The sequence below is a fragment of the Streptomyces sp. NPDC002994 genome, assembly GCF_040611155.1.
Classification (GTDB): Bacteria; Actinomycetota; Actinomycetes; order Streptomycetales; family Streptomycetaceae; genus Streptomyces.
In genome coordinates, this window is record NZ_JBEXNQ010000034.1 from 1 (window position 1) to 19,884 (window position 19,884).

General features: G+C 68.6%; 18 protein-coding genes, 2 pseudogenes and 1 riboswitch. Of the genes and pseudogenes, 12 read left to right on the top strand and 8 right to left on the bottom strand.

Annotation, left to right across the window (positions count from 1 at the left end):
• Nucleotides 1-104: 104 nt before the first annotated feature.
• A complete protein-coding gene (locus ABZX79_RS32690; RefSeq protein WP_355265921.1) occupies nucleotides 105-1,484 on the bottom strand; it encodes an aminotransferase class V-fold PLP-dependent enzyme in 1,380 nt (459 codons plus the stop codon).
• A gap of 270 nt (nucleotides 1,485-1,754) precedes the next feature.
• Between ABZX79_RS32690 and coxB the strand changes: the two genes are divergently transcribed.
• The 4 genes from coxB to ABZX79_RS32710 all read left to right on the top strand — a co-directional run bounded on the left by coxB (nucleotide 1,755) and on the right by ABZX79_RS32710 (nucleotide 6,235).
• Nucleotides 1,755-2,723 (top strand): cytochrome c oxidase subunit II, encoded by a 969-nt coding sequence (gene coxB, locus ABZX79_RS32695; RefSeq protein WP_355265923.1) that lies wholly within the window; start codon nucleotides 1,755-1,757, stop codon nucleotides 2,721-2,723.
• The gene (ctaD, locus tag ABZX79_RS32700) at nucleotides 2,720-4,459 is read left to right on the top strand and encodes a cytochrome c oxidase subunit I (RefSeq protein ID WP_355265926.1); all 1,740 of its coding nucleotides are present in this window, start codon (nucleotides 2,720-2,722) and stop codon (nucleotides 4,457-4,459) included. Before coxB ends, ctaD begins: the two co-directional genes overlap by 4 nt.
• A complete protein-coding gene (locus ABZX79_RS32705; protein ID WP_355265929.1) occupies nucleotides 4,456-4,854 on the top strand; it encodes a cytochrome c oxidase subunit 4 in 399 nt (132 codons plus the stop codon). The genes ctaD and ABZX79_RS32705 overlap by 4 nt, the downstream gene beginning before the upstream one ends.
• A gap of 121 nt (nucleotides 4,855-4,975) precedes the next feature.
• A complete protein-coding gene (locus ABZX79_RS32710; protein ID WP_355265932.1) occupies nucleotides 4,976-6,235 on the top strand; it encodes an Ig-like domain-containing protein in 1,260 nt (419 codons plus the stop codon).
• 30 nt (nucleotides 6,236-6,265) lie between these two features.
• Here ABZX79_RS32710 and ABZX79_RS32715 read toward each other — a convergent pair whose 3' ends face one another.
• Nucleotides 6,266-6,661 carry a hypothetical protein gene (locus tag ABZX79_RS32715; RefSeq protein ID WP_355265935.1) on the bottom strand — a complete coding sequence of 132 codons (396 nt, stop codon included), beginning with the start codon at nucleotides 6,659-6,661 and terminating at the stop codon, nucleotides 6,266-6,268.
• A gap of 217 nt (nucleotides 6,662-6,878) precedes the next feature.
• Here ABZX79_RS32715 and ABZX79_RS32720 point away from each other — a divergent pair, with 217 nt between their 5' ends.
• The 6 genes from ABZX79_RS32720 (at nucleotide 6,879) to ABZX79_RS32745 (ending at nucleotide 13,988) form a co-directional block, all read left to right on the top strand.
• A complete protein-coding gene (locus ABZX79_RS32720) occupies nucleotides 6,879-7,499 on the top strand; it encodes a heme-copper oxidase subunit III (RefSeq protein ID WP_355265938.1) in 621 nt (206 codons plus the stop codon).
• 68 nt (nucleotides 7,500-7,567) lie between these two features.
• Nucleotides 7,568-8,377 carry a c-type cytochrome gene (locus tag ABZX79_RS32725; RefSeq protein WP_355265941.1) on the top strand — a complete coding sequence of 270 codons (810 nt, stop codon included), beginning with the start codon at nucleotides 7,568-7,570 and terminating at the stop codon, nucleotides 8,375-8,377.
• Nucleotides 8,374-9,426, top strand: coding sequence for a Rieske 2Fe-2S domain-containing protein (locus ABZX79_RS32730; protein ID WP_355265944.1), 1,053 nt, complete (start codon nucleotides 8,374-8,376; stop codon nucleotides 9,424-9,426). Before ABZX79_RS32725 ends, ABZX79_RS32730 begins: the two co-directional genes overlap by 4 nt.
• Nucleotides 9,423-11,054 (top strand): cytochrome bc complex cytochrome b subunit, encoded by a 1,632-nt coding sequence (locus ABZX79_RS32735; protein WP_355265946.1) that lies wholly within the window; start codon nucleotides 9,423-9,425, stop codon nucleotides 11,052-11,054. Before ABZX79_RS32730 ends, ABZX79_RS32735 begins: the two co-directional genes overlap by 4 nt.
• A gap of 127 nt (nucleotides 11,055-11,181) precedes the next feature.
• Nucleotides 11,182-12,246, top strand: coding sequence for an anthranilate phosphoribosyltransferase (gene trpD, locus ABZX79_RS32740; protein WP_355265949.1), 1,065 nt, complete (start codon nucleotides 11,182-11,184; stop codon nucleotides 12,244-12,246).
• Between the two features lie 100 nt (nucleotides 12,247-12,346).
• Nucleotides 12,347-12,463: riboswitch (SAM riboswitch) on the top strand.
• Between the two features lie 163 nt (nucleotides 12,464-12,626).
• Nucleotides 12,627-13,988: an aminotransferase class V-fold PLP-dependent enzyme gene (locus ABZX79_RS32745; RefSeq protein ID WP_355265952.1), complete on the top strand. Its 1,362-nt coding sequence runs from the start codon at nucleotides 12,627-12,629 to the stop codon at nucleotides 13,986-13,988.
• On the opposite strand, the pseudogene ABZX79_RS32750 reads toward ABZX79_RS32745, so the two are convergent.
• From ABZX79_RS32750 to ABZX79_RS32775, 6 genes and pseudogenes are all read right to left on the bottom strand, one after another.
• Nucleotides 13,949-14,716: pseudogene (locus ABZX79_RS32750) on the bottom strand (glycerate kinase); the annotation flags it as partial. The gene ABZX79_RS32745 and the pseudogene ABZX79_RS32750 sit on opposite strands and share 40 nt — an antisense overlap.
• Nucleotides 14,655-14,855 (bottom strand): annotated as a pseudogene (locus tag ABZX79_RS32755) (hypothetical protein); the annotation flags it as partial. The pseudogenes ABZX79_RS32755 and ABZX79_RS32750, both read right to left, overlap by 62 nt.
• A gap of 10 nt (nucleotides 14,856-14,865) precedes the next feature.
• Nucleotides 14,866-16,473, bottom strand: a complete 1,608-nt coding sequence (locus tag ABZX79_RS32760) for an IS200/IS605 family accessory protein TnpB-related protein (RefSeq protein WP_355265955.1) — start codon at nucleotides 16,471-16,473, stop codon at nucleotides 14,866-14,868.
• Between the two features lie 181 nt (nucleotides 16,474-16,654).
• Nucleotides 16,655-16,924, bottom strand: coding sequence for a small hydrophilic protein (locus ABZX79_RS32765; RefSeq protein ID WP_355265958.1), 270 nt, complete (start codon nucleotides 16,922-16,924; stop codon nucleotides 16,655-16,657).
• A 92-nt stretch (nucleotides 16,925-17,016) separates the two neighbouring features.
• Nucleotides 17,017-17,298: an Lrp/AsnC ligand binding domain-containing protein gene (locus ABZX79_RS32770; protein WP_065488891.1), complete on the bottom strand. Its 282-nt coding sequence runs from the start codon at nucleotides 17,296-17,298 to the stop codon at nucleotides 17,017-17,019.
• Nucleotides 17,295-18,008, bottom strand: coding sequence for a rhomboid family intramembrane serine protease (locus ABZX79_RS32775; protein WP_355265962.1), 714 nt, complete (start codon nucleotides 18,006-18,008; stop codon nucleotides 17,295-17,297). The genes ABZX79_RS32770 and ABZX79_RS32775 overlap by 4 nt, the downstream gene beginning before the upstream one ends.
• Before the next feature lie 140 nt (nucleotides 18,009-18,148).
• On the opposite strand from ABZX79_RS32775, the gene ABZX79_RS32780 reads away from it, so the two are divergent.
• Together ABZX79_RS32780 and ABZX79_RS32785 are read left to right on the top strand one after the other, a co-directional pair.
• Nucleotides 18,149-18,391 (top strand): hypothetical protein, encoded by a 243-nt coding sequence (locus ABZX79_RS32780; RefSeq protein WP_028811405.1) that lies wholly within the window; start codon nucleotides 18,149-18,151, stop codon nucleotides 18,389-18,391.
• A gap of 33 nt (nucleotides 18,392-18,424) precedes the next feature.
• Nucleotides 18,425-19,786, top strand: a complete 1,362-nt coding sequence (locus ABZX79_RS32785; RefSeq protein WP_355266141.1) for an NYN domain-containing protein — start codon at nucleotides 18,425-18,427, stop codon at nucleotides 19,784-19,786.
• Nucleotides 19,787-19,884 lie beyond the last annotated feature (98 nt).

Sequence of the window (19,884 nt, forward strand, 5' to 3'; positions counted from 1 at the left end):
GGCTGAGATTTGCCGCTGCGCGGCAAATCTCAGCCCCGCCCGGCAATTCCAGCCCGTCCGGCGTTTGAGGACACGCCCGGAGGGCGTCCAGGGGCCCGCACCCGTCAGCTCACGCGCCGCACCACATACGCCACGCCCCGCTCGGCCGGCCGCTCCCCGACGTACTCCTGCCCCCGCATCCCGCACCACGCCGGAATGTCCAGCCGAGCCGCCTCGTCGTCCGACAGCACAGTCACCGTCCCCCCGACCGGCACATCGCCGATCACCTTCGCCAGCTCGATCACCGGGATCGGGCACCGCTTGCCGAGCGAGTCCACGACCAGCGACTCCACATCGGCCGGCCCCGCAGCCTCGACCGGCGCCCCCAGCCGCTCCCGCACCCCCGCCACCGCCCCCGGCAGCACCTCCAGGAAGCGGTCCACGTCCTCCGCCGCCGTCCCGGGCGGGAGCGAAATCCGGACGTTGCCTTCCGTCAGCACCCCCATCGCCCGCAGCACATGGCTCGGCGTGAGCGTGCTGCTCGTGCAGGACGAACCTGACGATACGGAGAAACCGGCCAGGTCCAGCTCGTGCAGCAGCGTCTCCCCGTCGACGTACAGACACGAGAAGGTGACCACGTGCGGCAGCCGCCGCACCGGATCGCCGACCACCTCCACATCCGGTACGAGCTCCGGCACCCGGGCCCGGATCCGGTCCACCAGTGCCCGCAGCCGCGCCGCCTCGGCGGCCGCCTCCGTCCGTACGGCCCGGAGCGACGCGGCCGCCGCCACGATCGCCGGCAGGTTCTCGAAGCCGGCCGCCCGCCCGGACTCCCGCTCGTCGGCGGGCCCTTGCGCGGCGAACCGCACGCCCTTGCGCACGACCAGCAGCCCGACGCCCGCCGGCCCACCCCATTTGTGGGCACTTGCCGTAAGCAGCGACCAGTCGCCCTCCACCGGTCCCCACGCCAGCGACTGCGCCGCGTCCACCAGCAGCGGCACACCCACCGCCCGGCACTGCTGTGCGATTTCCGTCACCGGCTGCTCGGTGCCGACCTCGTGGTTGGCGGACTGCAGGCAGGCCAGCGCGGTGTCGTCGCGAAGAGCTCGCGCGTACGCCGCGGGGTCCACCCGGCCCGCCCGGTCCACCGGGACCTCGGTCGTCGTACCGCCCGCCGCCTCGTGCTCGGCGGCCGAGTGCAGCACCGAGGAGTGCTCTACGGCGGAGACGACCAGGTGGCGGCCGACACGCCGACGGGCGGCGAGTGCGCCGGAGACTCCGGAGTGCACCGCGCGAGTGCCGGAAGAAGTGAATACGAGCTCGTCGGGGCGGCAGCCCACCGCTTCCGCCGCCGCCTCCCTCGCCGCGTCGAGCAGCATCCTGGCGCGCCGCCCCTCGCGGTAGAGACGGGAAGGGTCGGCCCATCCCTCGTCGAGCGAGGCCAGCAGGGCCTGCCGGGCGACGGGGTGCAGCGGGGCTGAGGAGGCGGCGTCGAAGTAGGGCACACTGCCACGCTAATCCCCCATCCGCGCCGCACCGGTACGGCCCCTCGGATGGCCGGTCAGATGGCGGGCGGAGGCCGGGATTCCACCGATAAGCCATCCCTTCGTGGAGGGGTACGGCGCGTTGGGCACCCTCCCCGCGCGACCCCAAATAGCGTCCAGTAGGGTTTGGTCCGCATAAACATCCAAACCCCTGCCCGCGTCAGGGCCGGCGACCGACCAGTGAGACGGCCGCAACCAACCGCGCGGGCGAGACTCTCGGGAAGGCGCTACGTGAGTCCCAACGGCTCCGACCGCTCGTCGCGGCGCCCGATGCGGCGGAAGCTGCTCCAGGTGCTGACCGCGGGCGTGGTCCTGGCGACCGCCTCTGGTTGCTCGTACACATGGGAAGACTTCCCCCGCCTCGGGATGCCTACCCCGGTCACCGAAGAGGCTCCCATCATTCTGTCCCTCTGGCAGGGCTCGTGGGCGGCAGCGCTCGTCACGGGCGTCCTGGTATGGGGTCTGATCGTGTGGAGCGTCATCTTCCACCGGCGTAGCCGCACCAAGATCGAAGTACCTCCGCAGACCCGGTACAACATGCCCATCGAGGCGCTGTACACCGTGGTTCCGCTGATCATCGTCTCGGTCCTCTTCTACTTCACCGCGCGCGACGAGTCGAAGCTCCTCGCGCTCTCGGACAAGCCGGCCCACACCGTCAACGTGGTCGGCTTCCAGTGGAGCTGGGGCTTCAACTACGTGGAGAACGTGGACGGCGACGCCGCCACGGGCGTCAAGCCCCCCAAGGAGCTCGACGCCATCCCGGACATGTACACCAAGCAGTTCCCGGCAGGCGCCGAAGGCGTCTACGCGGTCGGTACTCCGGGCGAGGAGAACCCGCAGAACGGCAACCCGGGTCCGACCCTGTGGCTGCCGAAGGGCGAGAAGGTCCGCTTCGTCCTGACTTCGCGTGACGTCATCCACTCCTTCTGGGTGGTGCCGTTCCTGATGAAGCAGGACGTCATTCCCGGCCACACCAACGTCTTCGAGGTGACCCCCACGCGTGAGGGCACCTTCAAGGGCAAGTGTGCCGAGCTCTGCGGTGTCGACCACTCCCGGATGCTCTTCAACGTGAAGGTCGTCTCCCCGGAGCGTTACCAGCAGCACCTCAAGGAGCTGGCGGAGAAGGGCCAGACCGGCTACATCCCGGCCGGTATCGAGCAGACCGACCCGGCCAGGAATGCGGAGACGAACAAACTGTGAGCATCCTCAACGAACCCAAGGGTGCCGCGGCGGCAGACGGCTCGTACTACGAGAACCAACTGCCGGTACGGCGCAAGCAGCCGGGAAATGTCGTCATCAAGTGGCTGACCACCACTGACCACAAGACCATCGGCTCGCTCTACCTGATCACGTCGTTCATGTTCTTCTGCGTCGGCGGCGTAATGGCGCTCTTCATGCGCGCCGAACTCGCCCGTCCCGGCACGCAGATCATGTCGAACGAGCAGTTCAATCAGGCGTTCACGATGCACGGCACGATCATGCTGCTGATGTTCGCGACGCCGCTGTTCGCCGGATTCGCGAACTGGATCATGCCGCTGCAGATCGGCGCGCCCGATGTGGCGTTCCCGCGGCTGAACATGTTCGCGTACTGGCTGTACCTCTTCGGCTCGCTCATCGCGGTGGCCGGCTTCCTCACCCCGCAGGGTGCGGCGGACTTCGGCTGGTTCGCCTACGCCCCGCTGTCGGACGCGGTCCGTTCGCCGGGCATCGGCGCCGACATGTGGATCATGGGTCTGGCCTTCTCCGGCTTCGGCACGATCCTCGGTTCGGTCAACTTCATCACCACGATCATCTGCATGCGCGCGCCCGGCATGACGATGTTCCGTATGCCGATCTTCACCTGGAACGTGCTGCTGACCGGTGTCCTGGTCCTGCTCGCCTTCCCGGTGCTGGCTGCCGCGCTCTTCGCGCTGGAGGCGGACCGTAAATTCGGTGCGCACATCTTCGACGCGGCCAACGGCGGATCGCTTCTGTGGCAGCACTTGTTCTGGTTCTTCGGGCATCCCGAGGTCTACATCATCGCGCTGCCGTTCTTCGGAATCGTTTCCGAGATCATCCCGGTCTTCAGCCGCAAGCCGATGTTCGGTTACATCGGTCTGATCGCCGCGACGATCGCGATCGCGGGCCTCTCGGTCACGGTCTGGGCGCACCACATGTACGTCACGGGCGGCGTGCTACTGCCGTTCTTCTCGTTCATGACCTTCCTTATCGCGGTACCGACCGGTGTGAAGTTCTTCAACTGGATCGGCACCATGTGGAAGGGATCGTTGTCCTTCGAGACACCGATGCTCTGGACGGTCGGCTTCCTGATCACCTTCGCCTTCGGTGGTCTGACCGGTGTCATCCTGGCGTCGCCCCCGATGGACTTCCACGTCTCCGACTCGTACTTCGTCGTGGCGCACTTCCACTACGTCGTCTTCGGCACCGTGGTCTTCGCGATGTTCGCCGGATTCCACTTCTGGTGGCCGAAGTTCACCGGCAAGATGCTGGACGAGCGCCTCGGCAAGATGACCTTCTGGACGCTGTTCGTGGGCTTCCACGGCACGTTCCTGGTGCAGCACTGGCTCGGCGCCGAGGGCATGCCCCGTCGTTACGCCGACTACCTCGCGGCCGACGGTTTCACCCTGCTGAACACGATCTCGACGATCGCCTCGTTCGTGCTGGGCCTGTCGATCCTTCCGTTCTTCTACAACGTCTGGAAGACCGCGAGGTACGGCGAGAAGATCGAGGTCGACGACCCGTGGGGCTACGGGCGTTCGCTGGAGTGGGCGACCTCCTGCCCGCCCCCGCGGCACAACTTCCTCACGCTGCCGCGGATCCGTTCCGAATCCCCGGCATTCGACCTGCACCACCCTGAGATCGCCGCTCTCGACCAGCTCGAGAACGTCGGCCACAAGGACACCGCGCTGCTCGGCGGCAAGGAGGCCGGCAAGTGAAGATCCAGGGCAACATGTTCATCTGGCTGGGTGTCTTCATCCTCGCCATGGCGATCGTCTACGGCGTGTGGTCGAAGGAGCCCGCCGGAACCACGGCGCTCTTCCTGGCCTTCGGCCTGAGCATCATGATCGGCTACTACCTGGCCTTCACGGCCAAGCGTGTGGACGCCATGGCTCAGGACAACAAGGAGGCCGACGTGGCGGACGAGGCCGGCGATGTCGGCTTCTTCTCGCCGCACAGCTGGCAGCCGCTCTCGCTGGCCATCGGTGGCGCGTTCGCCTTCCTGGGCGTCGCCCTCGGCTGGTGGCTGCTGTTCTTCTCGCTGCCGCTGATCCTCATCGGCCTCTTCGGCTGGGTCTTCGAGTACTACCGCGGTGAGAACCAGAACCAGTAGAACCAGCACAAGCAGTCGCAACACGCCCGAGGGACCCGCCCACCTGTACGTCAGGTGGGCGGGTCCCTCGTTTGGCTACTCCCGGCGCGCCGTACGCGTGAAATCTTCCTAATGTGTGATCATGACCCACGCACTTCGCCCCCGGACGGTTCTGAGCTGCTCCTTGCTGGTCGCGTCCCTCGCGGCGGCCGGGACGGCGTGCAGCGGAGCCGGCGGGGGACACCCGCTCTCCGCGGCACCGTACGACGCCGCGGACCAGGTCTCCTTCAATACGGACACCGGAACGTCCAAGGTGGATCCCGAGAAGCCCCTGGAGATCACCGCCAGGAACAGCGACAACCGGATCACGGATGTGACGGCCTCCGACGCCGCAGGACGCTATCTGGCGGGCGAGCTCTCCGCCGACGGCTCCCGCTGGCACAGCACCGCCCCACTGGCGGCAGGAGCGCGCTACACGGTCAAGGTCGCCACCGAGGACGAGGACGGCGAGCCCGGTGCGCGCACCCTCGCCTTCGAGACGTCCGTCCCCCCGCAGAAGCGCCTGCAGGTCACCTTCGGCCCCAAGGCCGGCAAGTACGGCGTCGGCCAGCCCGTCACCGCCGAACTCAGCGCGCCCGTAAAGGGCGAGGCGGCCAGAGCGGTCGTCGAGCGGGCCCTGAAGGTGCGCTCCCAGCCCGCCGTGCAGGGTTCCTGGCACTGGGTGGACGACAAGAAACTGCACTTCCGTCCGAAGGAGTACTGGCCCGCCAACGCCACCATCACGGTGCGCAGCACCCTCGAAGGCATCAAGGTGGCCGACAGGCTCTACGGAGGCCCCGCGAAGCCGTTGCGGCTCACCACCGGGGACCGGCTGGAGGCCATCACGGACGCCGGCTCGCACCAGATGACGGTGAAGCGCAACGGCAAGGTGATCAACACCATTCCGGTGACCACGGGCAAGCCCGGCTTCTCCACCCGCAACGGCGTCAAGGTCGTACTGGGCAAGGAGTACTTCGTACGGATGCGCGGTACGACCGTCGGCATCGCGGAGGGCTCAGCGGACTCGTACGACCTGCCCGTCTACTACGCGACGCGGGTCACCTGGAGCGGCGAGTACGTCCATGCCGCGCCCTGGTCGGTCGGCTCGCAGGGGTCCGCCAACGTCAGCCACGGCTGCACCGGCATGAGCACGAGCAACGCCGAGTGGTTCTTCAAAACCGTCCGCGAGGGCGACATCGTGCAAGTGGTCAACAGCTCGGGCGACATGATGGACCCGTTCGGCAACGGCTTCGGCGACTGGAACGTGCCCTGGGACAAGTGGCGCAAGGGCAGCGCCGTGCTGGCCGGCATCGGGGAAGGCGCGAGCCCCGTCGACGCGGCCAGGCTGCGGCCGGAGGTGTGACGGGGCCTCGCGCGGGTGTCCGCCCGGGTGTCACGCCTCGACGGTGAGCCTGCCACGCAACAGGGCGGCCAGTGCGTCCGCGAACTCCACGGGGTCGACCGGAAGGGTCACAGCCCTCTCGGCGCGGCTCCAGGTGGCCAGCCAGGAGTCCTGCGGGCGCCCGATCAGCAGCAGTACGGGCGGGCAGTTGAAGACCTCGTCCTTGATCTGCCGGCATACGCCCATACCGCCCGCCGGCACCGCCTCGCCGTCGAGCACACAGACGTCGATACCGCCCTTGTCCAGCGCCTTGAGAACGGCCGGCAGCGTGGCGCACTCGAGGAACTCGACCGGCGGCACGTCCGCGGCGGGCCTGCGACCCGCCGCCAGCCGCACCTGTTCGCGGGTGTTCGCGTTGTCGCTGTAGACCAGGACCGTGGCGGTCATTGTTCCTCCATGCATCGAGGAGCCCTCGAAGGCTCGGTGTTGGATCAGGAACCGATGCGCGGATGCTACTCCGTCCGACAGCCGGTCAGCAGGGGTTCGTATCTGCCTTCGACGGTACTCCCGATGGGCCGTTCGGCTCAGGTCACAGGGCCTTCTCAGAGCATGGACACACCGAATGGCACCCCCGGGAGTGAGGGCGGGATAAGCGACCGACATAATGTCGGTCGTGGCGACAGCAACGACAGTAGACAAAGGGCTCGCGCACCCGTCGGTCAATCGACCGAACCTCACCAGCGTCGGAACCATCATCTGGTTGAGTTCCGAGCTGATGTTCTTCGCGGCCCTCTTCGCGATGTACTTCACCCTGCGATCGGTGACGGGTCCCGACTTCTGGAAGACACAGGCAGCACACCTGAACTTCCCGTTCTCGGCGACGAACACCACCATCCTGGTGCTCTCCTCCCTCACCTGCCAGCTCGGCGTCTTCGCCGCCGAGCGCGGGGACGTGAAGAAGCTCCGGGCGTGGTTCATCATCACGTTCGTGATGGGTGCGATCTTCATCGGAGGCCAGGTCCTCGAGTACACCGAGCTGGTGAAGGACGCGGGCCTCTCGCTCTCGTCCGACCCGTACGGCTCGGTGTTCTACCTGACGACCGGCTTCCACGGACTGCATGTGACGGGCGGACTCATCGCCTTCCTGCTGGTCCTCGGCCGTACCTACGCGGCCAAGAGATTCACCCACGAGCAGGCAACCGCCGCCATCGTCGTGTCCTACTACTGGCACTTCGTCGATGTCGTCTGGATCGGCCTCTTCGCCACGATCTACATGATCAAGTAGGTCGGGTCCGAAACCCGGCCCACATCCAGCACCCATCGACGCAGAAGATCCTGACACCGGGGTAATCCGTGAAAAAGCTCTCCGCACGACGACGCCATCCGCTGGCGGCGGTCGTCGTACTACTCCTCGCGCTGGCGGCCACCGGGGGGCTGTACGCCGCGTTCGCGCCCGCGGGCAAGGCCCAGGCCGATGAAACCGCCCAGTCCCTCGCCATCGAGGAGGGCAAGAAGCTCTACGCCGTCGGCTGCTCCAGCTGCCACGGCACCGGCGGTCAGGGCAGCTCCGACGGCCCGTCCCTGGTGGGCGTCGGCTCTGCCGCAGTGGACTTCCAGGTCGGCACCGGACGTATGCCGGCGCAGCAGCCCGGCGCCCAGGTGCCGGAGAAGCCGAAGGTCTACTCGCAGGCCGAGATCGACCAGCTCGCCGCGTACGTCGCTTCTCTCGGCGCCGGCCCGATCACGCCGACCGAGAAGCAGTACAGCCCCGAGGGTGCGGACATCGCCAAGGGTGGCGACCTGTTCCGTACCAACTGCGCCCAGTGCCACAACTTCACGGGCGAGGGCGGTGCCCTGACGAACGGCAAGTACGCCCCGAGTCTTGAAGACGTGAGCCCGAAGCACCTCTACGAGGCCATGCAGACCGGCCCGCAGAACATGCCGTCCTTCCCCGACACGACGCTGCCGGAGCAGCAGAAGAAGGACATCATCGCGTACGTCAAGACCGTGAACGGCGAGGAGACGGAGACGCCCGGCGGCTTCGCGCTGGGTGGCCTCGGCCCCGTCAGCGAGGGCCTCTTCGGCTGGATCTTCGGTCTCGGTTCGCTGATCGCTATCGCCGTCTGGGTCGCGGCCCACACCGCTAAGGCCAAGAAGTCATGAGTAGCCAAGAGATTCCAGAGAAGAACCTGCCCAGTGAGCAGGACACCGCGCACGGCGCGGTAGCCGTGGCGGAAGACCCGTTCGCGGACCCGGGGCTGCCGCCCCACAAGCCGCGTATCCAGGACATCGACGAGCGGGCCGCCAAGCGCTCCGAGCGCACAGTCGCCCTGCTGTTCACGCTTTCGATGCTGTCCACGATCGGCTTCATCGCCTCGTTCGTGGCGTTCCCGGTCGACAAGATCGTGTACGTCTGGCCGCTCGGGCACGTGAGCGCGCTGAACCTGTCGCTGGGTCTGACCCTCGGCCTCGCGCTCTTCTGCATCGGCGCGGGCGCGGTCCACTGGGCCCGCACCCTGATGTCCGACCACGAGGTCGCCGACGAGCGTCACCCCATCTCGGCCGAGCCCGAGGTCAAGGCCAAGGTCATGGCCGACTTCAAGGCAGGCGCCGAGGAGTCCGTGATCGGCCGCCGCAAGCTGATCCGCACCACGATGTTCGGCGCGCTGGCCATGGTGCCGCTCTCCGGTGTGGTGCTGCTGCGCGACCTGGGTCCGCTGCCCGAGGAGAAGCTGCGCCACACCCTGTGGGGCGCGGGCAAGCAGCTCATCAACATGAACACGAACGAGCCGCTGCGTCCCGAGGACGTCGCGGTCGGTTCGCTGACCTTCGCCAAGCCGGAAGGCCTGGAGGAGGACGACCACGAGTTCAACAACGAGATCGCCAAGGCGGCCCTGATGATCGTCCGGCTCCAGCCGGCGGACATCAAGGACAAGCGCGAACTCGACTGGTCCCACCAGGGCATCGTGGCGTTCTCGAAGATCTGCACCCACGTCGGCTGCCCGATCAGCCTGTACGAGCAGCAGACGCATCACGTGCTCTGCCCGTGCCACCAGTCCACTTTCGACCTCTCCGACGGTGCCCGCGTCATCTTCGGCCCGGCCGGTCACGCCCTCCCGCAGCTGCGGATCGGTGTGAATGACGAAGGTTTCCTCGAAGCGCTCAGCGACTTCGAAGAGCCCGTCGGTCCTAGTTTCTGGGAGCGCGGATGAGCACCGTGAGCGACGACGACAAGCGCAAGGACGCGCCCGCGGGTGAGCGGGTCGCCGACTGGGCGGACGGCCGGCTGGGCATCTACAGCCTCGCCAAGGCCAACATGCGCAAGATCTTCCCGGACCACTGGTCCTTCATGCTGGGTGAGATCTGCCTCTACAGCTTCATCATCATCATCCTCACGGGTGTGTATCTGACGCTGTTCTTCCACCCGAGCATGAACGAGGTCGTGTACCACGGCTCGTACGTGCCGATGCAGGGCATCCGGATGACGGAGGCCTACGCGTCGACCCTGGAGATCAGCTTCGACGTCCGTGGCGGTCTGCTCATCCGGCAGATCCACCACTGGGCCGCGCTGATCTTCCTCGCGGGCATGTTCGTGCACATGATGCGCGTGTTCTTCACGGGCGCGTTCCGCAAGCCGCGTGAGATCAACTGGCTGTTCGGCTTCCTGCTGTTCGTCCTGGGCATGTTCACCGGTTTCACCGGCTACTCGCTCCCGGACGACCTGCTCTCCGGCACCGGTGTCCGCTTCACGCAGGGCGCGATCCTGGCGACGCCCGTCGTCGGCACGTACATCTCGTTCTTCCTGTTCGGCGGGGAGTTCCCCGGCCACGACATGGTGGCCAGGTTCTACTCCATCCACATCCTGCTGCTGCCGGGCATCATGCTCGGCCTCGTGGTGGCGCACCTGATCCTGGTCTTCTACCACAAGCACACGCAGTTCGCGGGCCCCGGCCGTACGAACAAGAACGTCGTCGGCATGCCGCTGCTGCCGGTCTACATGGCCAAGGCCGGAGGTTTCTTCTTCCTGGTCTTCGGTGTCATCGCGGCCATCTCGGCGCTGTTCACGATCAACCCGGTCTGGGCGCTCGGCCCGTACCGTCCGGACCAGGTGTCGACCGGCGCCCAGCCCGACTGGTACATGGGCTTCGCCGAAGGCCTGATCCGTGTCATGCCCGGCTGGGAGATCAACTTCTGGGGCCACACGCTCGCCCTGGGCGTGTTCATCCCGCTGACCGTCTTCGGTCTGGTCCTCGTCGCGATCGCGGTCTACCCGTTCATCGAGTCGTGGATCACCGGCGACAAGCGCGAGCACCACATCCTGGACCGGCCGCGCAACGCGCCGACCAGGACCGGTCTGGGCGTCGCCTGGATCACCGGGTACATGATCATGCTGCTCGGTGGTGGCAACGACATCTTCGCCACCCACTTCCACATGTCGCTCAACGCGATCACCTGGTTCGTGCGGATCTCCTACTTCGTGGGACCGGTCCTCGCGTTCATCATCACCAGGCGGATCTGCCTCGGCCTTCAGCGGCGCGACAAGGACAAGGTGCTGCACGGACGCGAGTCCGGCATCATCAAGCGTCTGCCGCACGGTGAGTTCGTGGAGATCCACGAGCCGATCAGCCAGGCGCAGCTGCACGGCCTCACGGCGCACGAGCAGTACGCGCCGGTCGAGATCGGCCCGGAGGTCGACGAGAACGGTGTCAAGCGCAAGGTGACGCGTGGCCAGAAGCTGCGGGCCAAGCTCAGCAAGGGCTACTTCGGCGAGGGGAACCAGATCCCCAAGCCGACCGCCGACGAGTACCAGGAGATCACCAGCGGCCACGGCCACCACTGATCTCTGACCTGACACACAGGTCGCCACAGCAGGAGCCCCGTCCAATCGTCGGACGGGGCTCTTCGCTGTCCGCCCGGCTGGATAGGGTAGGAGGCATCCTTACTGGCTGTGGACCCTGGAGCGGACCATGAACGTTGTGACCCCGGTTGGCGGCGACAGCGTGGCGGCCGGCTCCTGGCCGGGTGTGCTGAACGCCCTGCTGCGCGGCGAGAATCTCTCCGCGGACGACACCGCCTGGGCCATGGACCGCATCATGAGCGGCGAGGCGACGGACGCCCAGATCGCGGGTTTCGCGGTCGCGCTGCGCGCCAAGGGTGAGACGGTCGACGAGGTCACCGGTCTCGTACGGGCGATGTACGCGCACGCCAACACCATCGAGGTGCCGGGCCGTACGGTCGACATCGTGGGTACGGGCGGCGACCTCGCCAAGACGGTCAACATCTCCACGATGTCCGCGATCGTCGTGGCCGGCACCGGCGCCAAGGTCGTCAAGCACGGCAACCGGGCCGCCTCGTCCGCGAGCGGGGCCTCGGACGTCCTGGAGAAGCTCGGCGTCAATCTGGAGCTGACGCCGCAGCGCGTCGCCCAGGTCGCGGAGGAAGCGGGCATCACCTTCTGCTTCGCGGTGAAGTTCCACCCCGCCCTGCGGTACGCCGCGAAGGCGCGCAAGGAGCTGGGCGCGCAGACGACGTTCAACATCCTCGGCCCGCTGACCAACCCGGCGCGGGTGAAGGCGCAGGCGGTCGGTGTCGCGGATGCCCGGATGGCCCCCATCGTGGCGGGTGTGCTCGCCGAACGGGGGAATTCCGCGCTCGTCTTCCGGGGCGACGACGGTCTCGACGAGCTGACCACGACCGCGACTTCGCGGGTGTGGATCGTACGGAACGGGGCGGTCACGGAGCAGGCCTTCGACCCGCGCGACGTGGGCCTGGAGATCGTGCCCGTCGAGGCGCTGCGCGGCGCGGACGCGTCGTACAACGCGGATGTCGCGAGGCGGCTGCTGGGCGGCGAGACCGGTCCGGTGCGCGATGCGGTGCTGCTGAACACGGCGGCGGCGCTGGTCGCGCTGGACCCGACGGACGCGTCCCTGAACGACCAGCTCGCCGCGGGGATCGCCAAGGCCGCCGAGGCGATCGACTCGGGGGCGGCGCGGGCGGCGCTGGAGCGCTGGGTGGCTGCCAGCAACAGCTGAGCGCGAATGGTGTGTGACGCAAGGCGTAGTCCAGCCCCTTTGGTCTCAAACAGTGGACTACGCCTTGCGTCTTCTTGATCGTGTGGCAAGATGCTTGGCAGGTCATGAGTGACAGCGTTTTGGCCCCGGCTTGCTGTCCGGCAACCCTCCGTCCGTGGCGGGGTGCCCCGGGTGAAGACCAGGTCGTAGACAGAAAGGTCTACGGCAAGCGCGGACCCCTCGAAGACTTGGGGTCCTGGTTCTCAGGGAGCCTCTTGTGAGCAAGCGAATGCGATAGGGCCTTTCGCCCCTTCTTCGCACACCCCTTTTTCTTTTCTCCTCCAGCGCTGCCGCGTATCCGCCGGCGCGGGGAATTCGCCTGCCTTTTTCGGGAGTTCGCCATGTCTGTCTCCACCGTTGCCGCCGACCAGACGCTTTGTGCGCCGTTGCCCGTTCTCGGGCGAGATGTCCTCGTGCCGCTCGTGACGGGTGGGGAGGTCACGTACGCCGCTCTCGACTACGCGGCCAGCGCCCCGGCCCTCCAGCGCGTGTGGGACGACGTCGCGGCGTACGCCCCGTACTACGGCAGCGTGCACCGCGGCGCCGGGTACCTCTCGCAGCTGTCGACGGACCTCTTCGAGAACAGCCGCGCCACCGTCGCCGAGTTCCTCGGCTGCCGCGAGAGCGACCAGGTCGTCTTCACCCGATCCACCACCGACTCGCTCAACCTGCTGGCCGCGGCCCTGCCCGCCGACTGCCAGGTGTTCGTCTTCGAGACCGAGCACCACGCCTCGCTGCTGCCCTGGCGGGGCGCCGAGGTCAACTTCCTGAACGCGCCCCGCACTCCGGCCCAGGCCGTCGAGACCCTGGAGCGCGCCCTGGCCGACCGTGACCCGTACGGTCCTGCTCTTGTCTGCGTCACGGGCGCTTCGAACGTCACCGGTGAGCTGTGGCCGGTGAAGGAGCTCGCCGCCGCCGCCCACGCCCACGGCGCGCGGATCGTGCTCGACGCCGCGCAGCTCGCGCCCCACCACCCCCTGGACATCGCGGAGTTGGACGTCGACTGGGTCGCCTTCTCCGGGCACAAGCTGTACGCGCCGTTCGGCTCCGGCGTACTCGCGGGCCGCGCCGACTGGCTGCAGAGCGCCGAGCCGTACCTCGCGGGCGGCGGCGCCTCGCGCAAGGTCGCCCGCCGCGCCGACGGCGGCGTGGACGTCGAGTGGCACACCACGGCCGCCCGCCACGAGGCCGGTTCACCCAACGTCATCGGCGTGTACTCGATCGCCTCCGCCTGCAAGGCCCTGACGGAGGCGGGCTTCGACTCGCTGGTCGAGCGCGAGCAGCAGCTGGTGACGAAGGTGCTGGACGGCCTGGCCGAGGTTGACGCGGTGAGGGTGCTGTCCCTCTTCGGGGACGACGCCCCGCGCGTCGGCGTCATCTCCTTCGTCGTCGAGGGCTGGAACAGCTCGCACTTCGCCGCCGCGCTCTCCGCCGAGTACGGAATCGGCGTACGGGACGGCCTCTTCTGCGCTCACCCGCTGGTCCGCACCCTGCTCGGCAGCGACCCGCAGGACCCGGGCGAGTGCGGTGCGCCGGAGGCCGAGCCGGGCGAGCGTTCGCTGAACGCGATCCGCGTGAGCTTCGGCGCCGGTACGCCCGACGAGCACGTCGAGCGGTTCGTGGGCGCGGTGAAGGAGCTCGTGAAGGACGGTGCGAAGTGGAATTACCGTACCGAGGAAGGTCGTTGCGTCCCGGCGGTCTGAGTCGTCCTCGCTCCGAGGAGGATCATCCGCAGGGCCCGCTCGGTCGCGTCGGTAAGGAACTCAGCCCCACGGCCGAGCGCTTCGGTCAGTGACATCGGCGCGGGCAGGATCGAGCTGTACGCGTCCACGCCCGCCGCCCGTACTTCGTGCGCGCCCTCTCCGATCGTGCCCGCCAGCGCGAGCACGGGGCGGCCGGACAGCTTGGCGCGGCGGGCCACTTCGGCCGGGATCTTGCCGCGCGAGCTCTGGTGGTCCAGGGCGCCCTCGGCCGTGACGACCAGGTCGGCCCGGGCCAGGCGGGCGTCCAGGCCGACGTGGTCCAGGAGCACGTCGAAGCGCGGGAGCAGCCGGGCACCCAACGCGGCGAGCCCGGCGCCGAGGCCGCCGGAAGCGCCGGTGCCGGCGCCGAAGCGCAGGTCGGTGGAGGCGGGGCCGAGGGCGCGTTCCAGGACGTACGCCCACTGGTCGAGGGCGGCGGCGAGCTCCTCCACCTGAGCGGGGGTCGCGCCTTTCTGGGGGCCGAAGACGCGGGCTACACCGCGGGGGCCGCAGAGGATGTTGTACGGGTTGCAGGCGACCAGGATGTCGACGTCCTTGAGGCGCGGGTCGAGGCGGGTCGCGTCGATGCCGTGGAGTCGCGTCAATGCCCTTCCACCCGGCGGGAGTTCATGTCCGTCCGCGTCCAGCAGGCGGGCGCCGAGGGCCTGGAGGGCGCCGGCGCCCCCGTCCACGTACCGGAGTGCGAGTCCGGCGCCGAGAGCGATGTAGGTGTCGTCCACGGGGGTGGCGATCCAGGCGCGGGCCCAGCTTCTTGCGCAGTGCGCGGACGTACACGTCCACGATGTTCGAGCCGGGGTCGAAGTCGTACCGTTCCTTATCAGTGAGCATGAGCGAGTCCGTGGTCACTGCGCGCGTCCCGAACGGTGCTGGACGCGCTGGGTCTCCGCTTTCGCGTCCCGCTCGGCGACGGCCCTCCAGGGGGCCGGTCCGTGGCGGGTGGGCGGTTTCCCTCACGCCCAGGGGCGTCCGCTGCGGCCTGGGCGGTCCGATGCCCGCTGCGATCACTCTGGTCACAGCGGGGCGGTGCCGTCCGTCGCCGGATCGGGTATCCCTGGGCACGTCGCCCGATCGCGATGCCTGCGGCATCGTGCCGGGACGTTTCACGGCGGGGTGTCGTCAGCGGTTTTTGCCAGTGCTGGGCACCCCACCTGCTGGTGTAGGCCGGGTCGACCGCGACGATTGCCACATTCTGCTCGGCGGCCATGGAGACGAGCCGGGCGCGGAGTTTCGCGGTCGGGAAGCGGGAGATCAGGCGGCGGAAGCGTTTGCTCCGGCCGTGCTTCTCCCGTGTCTTGTCCTGGCTGAAGTCGAGGTTCTCGACGGCGATCGCTACCGCGCCGCAGCGCCGGGTGAAGTGCAGCAGCCGGCTCAGCGCGTGGCGGATCTGGGCGTCCCGGTGGGCGGCGTTGCCCGACAGGTCGTAGAAGAACCGCTGCGGTTCGCCGGTCGGGTTGCCGTGCGGGTCGAGGTGCCATGCGGCGAGGTGGTCGTCGTTCACGTCCACACCCACCAACCCCCGCACCAGGGTTGCGTCCAGCGGGAGGGTGGGGGCGCAGGTGCGCTGCCAGGACGCGGTCACGTACCACCGTCCCCGCTCCACGTCGTGGTGGATGCGGTACGCGACCGCCCGGTTCATGCCGATCCGGTCACGCCACTCCGCACCCCGATGCGGGAAGGTCACCGTGGCGTCCAGGATGTACCGGCCGTGCGGCGCGTTCGCCAAATGTGCCAGCGGGGTGGGGAGTCTGACCGCGACCTGTCCGGTGACGGTGATGCGGATCGTCTCGTTACCGAAACGCTTCCCGGACTCCCCGTCCGCAGCCAGGAACATCCGCGCCGCCGCCCAGCGTGCCTGCCACTCCGGAAGATCGAGACCGGCCTCCGCGAGGTGGTGGCGGGAGTTCGCCAGCCCCTTCCCGCCGCGCACGACATGGACGCGGCCCGCGTCCCGCTCCGTCTCCACGCCAGCGAGGCGCGTCTTGAGGGTGTGCAGGCGGCGGCACTTGGCATGCCACTCGCGACGCGAGCCATACCCGCGTGGGGTGCCTTCCTTCTTGTTCGCCTTCGCTCCCAACGGCTGGGCCAGCCGCGCCTCGATCGCAGCAATCCCCGCCCGTAGCGTGGTGACGTGGGCCGCCTGGCCCCGCCGGGCCAGCGCCCACAGGTCATGGGTGGCCTTGGTGATACTCCCCGCCCACCGCGACGACGAACGGCCCGTCAGCTCCCGCTTCCGCGATGTCCACGACGATCCGTCGTGCTCCAGGCCCTGCCGGGCGCGGGCCGCGAGATCCCCCGAGGCCAGCGCGCCGAGGAACATCCCCACCTCGCTCAGCACACGCTTATCCGCATCCGAGACCCGCAACCGGTCCCGGATGGCCACCCCCGAAGGGCCCGGCACCACGAACGAAGCCGCCAACTCCCGCACCCCGCCCCCCTTCCGGCCTCGTCGCAAGGGGCTCTGCCACCCCGCCCAACGAGCCACCCAGCACAAGGTCACGCATTCGGCTCGCAAACCCCAGTTCCCCACCGACCACACACTCCCGGATCTCAACGCACAGCAACGAGCCCCCGGACGCGGCCACAGGAGAAGGAGCAGTCATCGCCTGTCACCAGAACGCACTAAAACTCCGGTCGCCGTCATCGTCGGCGTCGGCGTCGGTGGCCGTCGGGCCCGGGACCACCGCGTCGCTCGGGGTGGTGCTCGGCGTAGTAGGTGGCGTCGGCGGCCGGGTGCCCGGAGCCGTGCTCTCCAGCTCGACCCTGGGCGGCACCTTCGGCGCCTGGGGGGTGTCGGTCAGGGCGTAGCTGGTCGCGGCGATGCCGAGCGGTATCGCGACGACCGCCGCGAGCGTCGCCAGACGGTGGGAGAAGGCCATGACAGCCATCGTGCCGCCGGCGCGTGGAGCCTTGATGAGGCCCTGATGAAGAATCCTTCATGTCGCCGGGAGCCGCGCGCCCGGTAGCCGCGTCAGGCGTCGAGGCCGATCGCGAAGGCCGCTTCCAGGTCGTGCTGCGAGTACGTACGGAACGCGACATGCGTGTCCGTGCCCTCGACGCCCGGGATCTTGCTGATCCGGCCGGGGATGACGTCCGCCAGGTCGTCGTGCCTGGCGACCCGGACCATGGCGATCAGGTCGTACGTACCGGTGACCGAGAAGACTTCGCTGACGCTGTCCAGCGCGGCGATCGACTCGGCGATCTCGGGGATCCGGTCCACGCTGGTCTTGATGAGCACGATCGCGGTGATCACGGTTGGCTTTCTCCCTCGGTGGCCGGCGGCGCTGAAGTCCTCACTCTAGTCGTACGGCGACTACGCCCCCAGGCGTAGAGGAAGCCCGCGCAGAACCCCGCCACATGCGCGAGATACGCCACCCCGGGCCCCGAACCGGCGCTCCGCGCCGCCAGCCATTGCAGGACGAACCAGAAGATCAGCACGATCCAGGCGGGGAAGCGCAGCGGCAGGAAGAAGAGGAAGGGGAACAGACTCGTGACGCGCGCTCGGGGAAAGAGATAGAGGAAGGCCCCGAGCACGGCCGAGATCGCTCCCGAAGCCCCCACCAGCGTCTGGTCCGAGCCGGCATGCGCGACGGCGTACACGACGAGGGCCAGGTAGCCGCAGCCCACGTAGAACAGGGCGAACTGCATGCGGCCCATCCGTTCCTCGGCCATCGCCCCGAAGACGAACAGGAAGAGCATGTTGCCCAGCAGATGCAGCCAGCTGCCGTGTACGAACAGGGCGGTGAGCGGCGTGACGAGCGCGGCCGGGGCGCCGCTCAGCAGTTCGCTCGGGATGACCCCCCAGCGCTCGAAATATCCGCTCTGCGCGGCGAGGAGGAAGTCGCCCGTGCCGTAGACCGCATTGAGCCCGGAGAGGGGACCGATGACGAAGATCAGGCAGCACAGACCGATCGCGCCGTACGTCACCACGGGTCCCCGCGCCGCTTCCCGCCAATTGATCATGCCCGGATCATCCCGTAACGGGACCGGACAGGACAGACCGCCTCGCCGGGCCCCGTCCCGCACCGTGGACGGTCCGCCGCAGGGGGTACCTGCGAGGCCGTAGGGTTACGGGCAGTAGGCACGACGAAAGAGGACGCACGATGACCACGGTTCCCCTGCCGACTGCCGAGACCCGGTGGCGCTGCGCCCTGTGCGGCAATCTCACGCGTTTCGATGTGACCCGCTCGTCGAAGGTGATCGAGTACGTCCACCTCGACCTGGCCGGAGAGTCGAAGGTCGAAGAACGCGAGGTGGTCAGTGAGACCATCGAGTCCGTGCGCTGCCGCTGGTGCAACGCGGTGGACCAGATCGAACTGGTGGACAGGCCGGGCGCCGGCTCCTGAGCGGACCGGCCCGAAAGGGTAGTGGGGTGACGGATTGTGGAGCATGCAAGCGGCGCTGAACCGGCCGGACCGGCCGGGGACGCCGCCGAGGTGCTCGACCGCCCGCTGCCCGAAGGCGTACGGCACAAGGTCGTCGCACTGGTCTCGGACGCGTTCGGCGGCCTCACCGTCGCTGAACTTCCGTCCCAGCTGAGGCAGTACGCCCGATTTACCCCGACCCGGCGCGCCAAGTTCGCGGGCAACGCGATGGCGGCGGCCCTGGAGGGCGACCCGCTGTTCCGCCAGCGCATCGGCGAGAAGCTGCGCGAGGCGCAGCCCGAGCTCTCGCGCGCGCTGGAGTCCGGCTCTCCGCCGGCCGCCGCCGACCCGGTCGATGTGGCCGCCGCCGCGTACGTGCTGCGCCCCGCCGGCTGGGTCAAGCTGGTGGCCGCCGCGGGCGAGGAGGCTCTGCGGGCGGACGCCGAGCGCGCCGACGAGGCCGCCCAGCGGGAGCTGGAGCGGCTGCGCGAGGAGCTCGCGCACGCGCGCGAGCACACGAAGAGCGAGACGGAACGGCTCCGCACGGAGCTGGAGGCCGCCCGCAAGGAAGCCGACGTACTCAGCCGGAAACTGCGCAGCGCGCTGAGTGATGTGAAGCGCGGCGAGGCCGCCTTGCGGCGTACGAACGCCGAGACCGAGGCACTCAAGTCCGATGCCGCCGCCCGGGTCACCGCCGCCGAGAGCGAGTCCCGGCGGCTGCGGACCCGCCTCGGTGAGGCGGAGGCCTCCGTCGAGGCCAGCCGCAGGGCGGTGCGCGAGGGCCGCAGCATCGAGGACATGCGGGTGCGGCTGCTGCTCGACACGGTGCTGGAGGCCGCCCAGGGGCTGCGCCGCGAGCTGGCCCTGCCGCCCGCGTCCGTGCATCCCGCCGACACGGTGGACGCCGTCGAGCCGGGCCGTATGACCCCCAAGGACATCGCGGCCAGGGCGCTCTCCGAGACCGACCCGGCGCTGCTCGACCAGCTCCTCGAACTGCCGCAGTGCCATCTGGTCGTGGACGGCTACAACGTCACCAAGACGGGCTATCCGCAGATGCCGCTCGACAAGCAGCGGCTGCGGCTCCTCGGCGGCCTGTCGATGCTCGCGGCGCAGACGGGCGCCGAGGTGACGTGCGTCTTCGACGGCGCGGAACTGTTGGCGCCGGTGCTGCTCGCGCCGCCGCGCGGCGTGCGGGTGCTGTTCAGCAAGGCGGGGGTGACCGCCGACGAGCTCATCAGGCAGCTCGTACGGGCGGAACCGCCGGGGCGGCCTGTCGTGGTGGTGTCCACGGACCGCGAAGTGGCCGACGGAGTCGCCAAATCGGGCGCGAGGCCCGTCGCGTCCCTCTTGTTGCTGAAGAGGCTTTCGCGCGTCTAATAACTTCTCGGCGTAATGCCCGAATTGGGGAAACGCAACGTCAAGTGGCCATTACTGCCAGTGTGATGTAAGTAAAGATTGTGACCACTGGGTGAGTT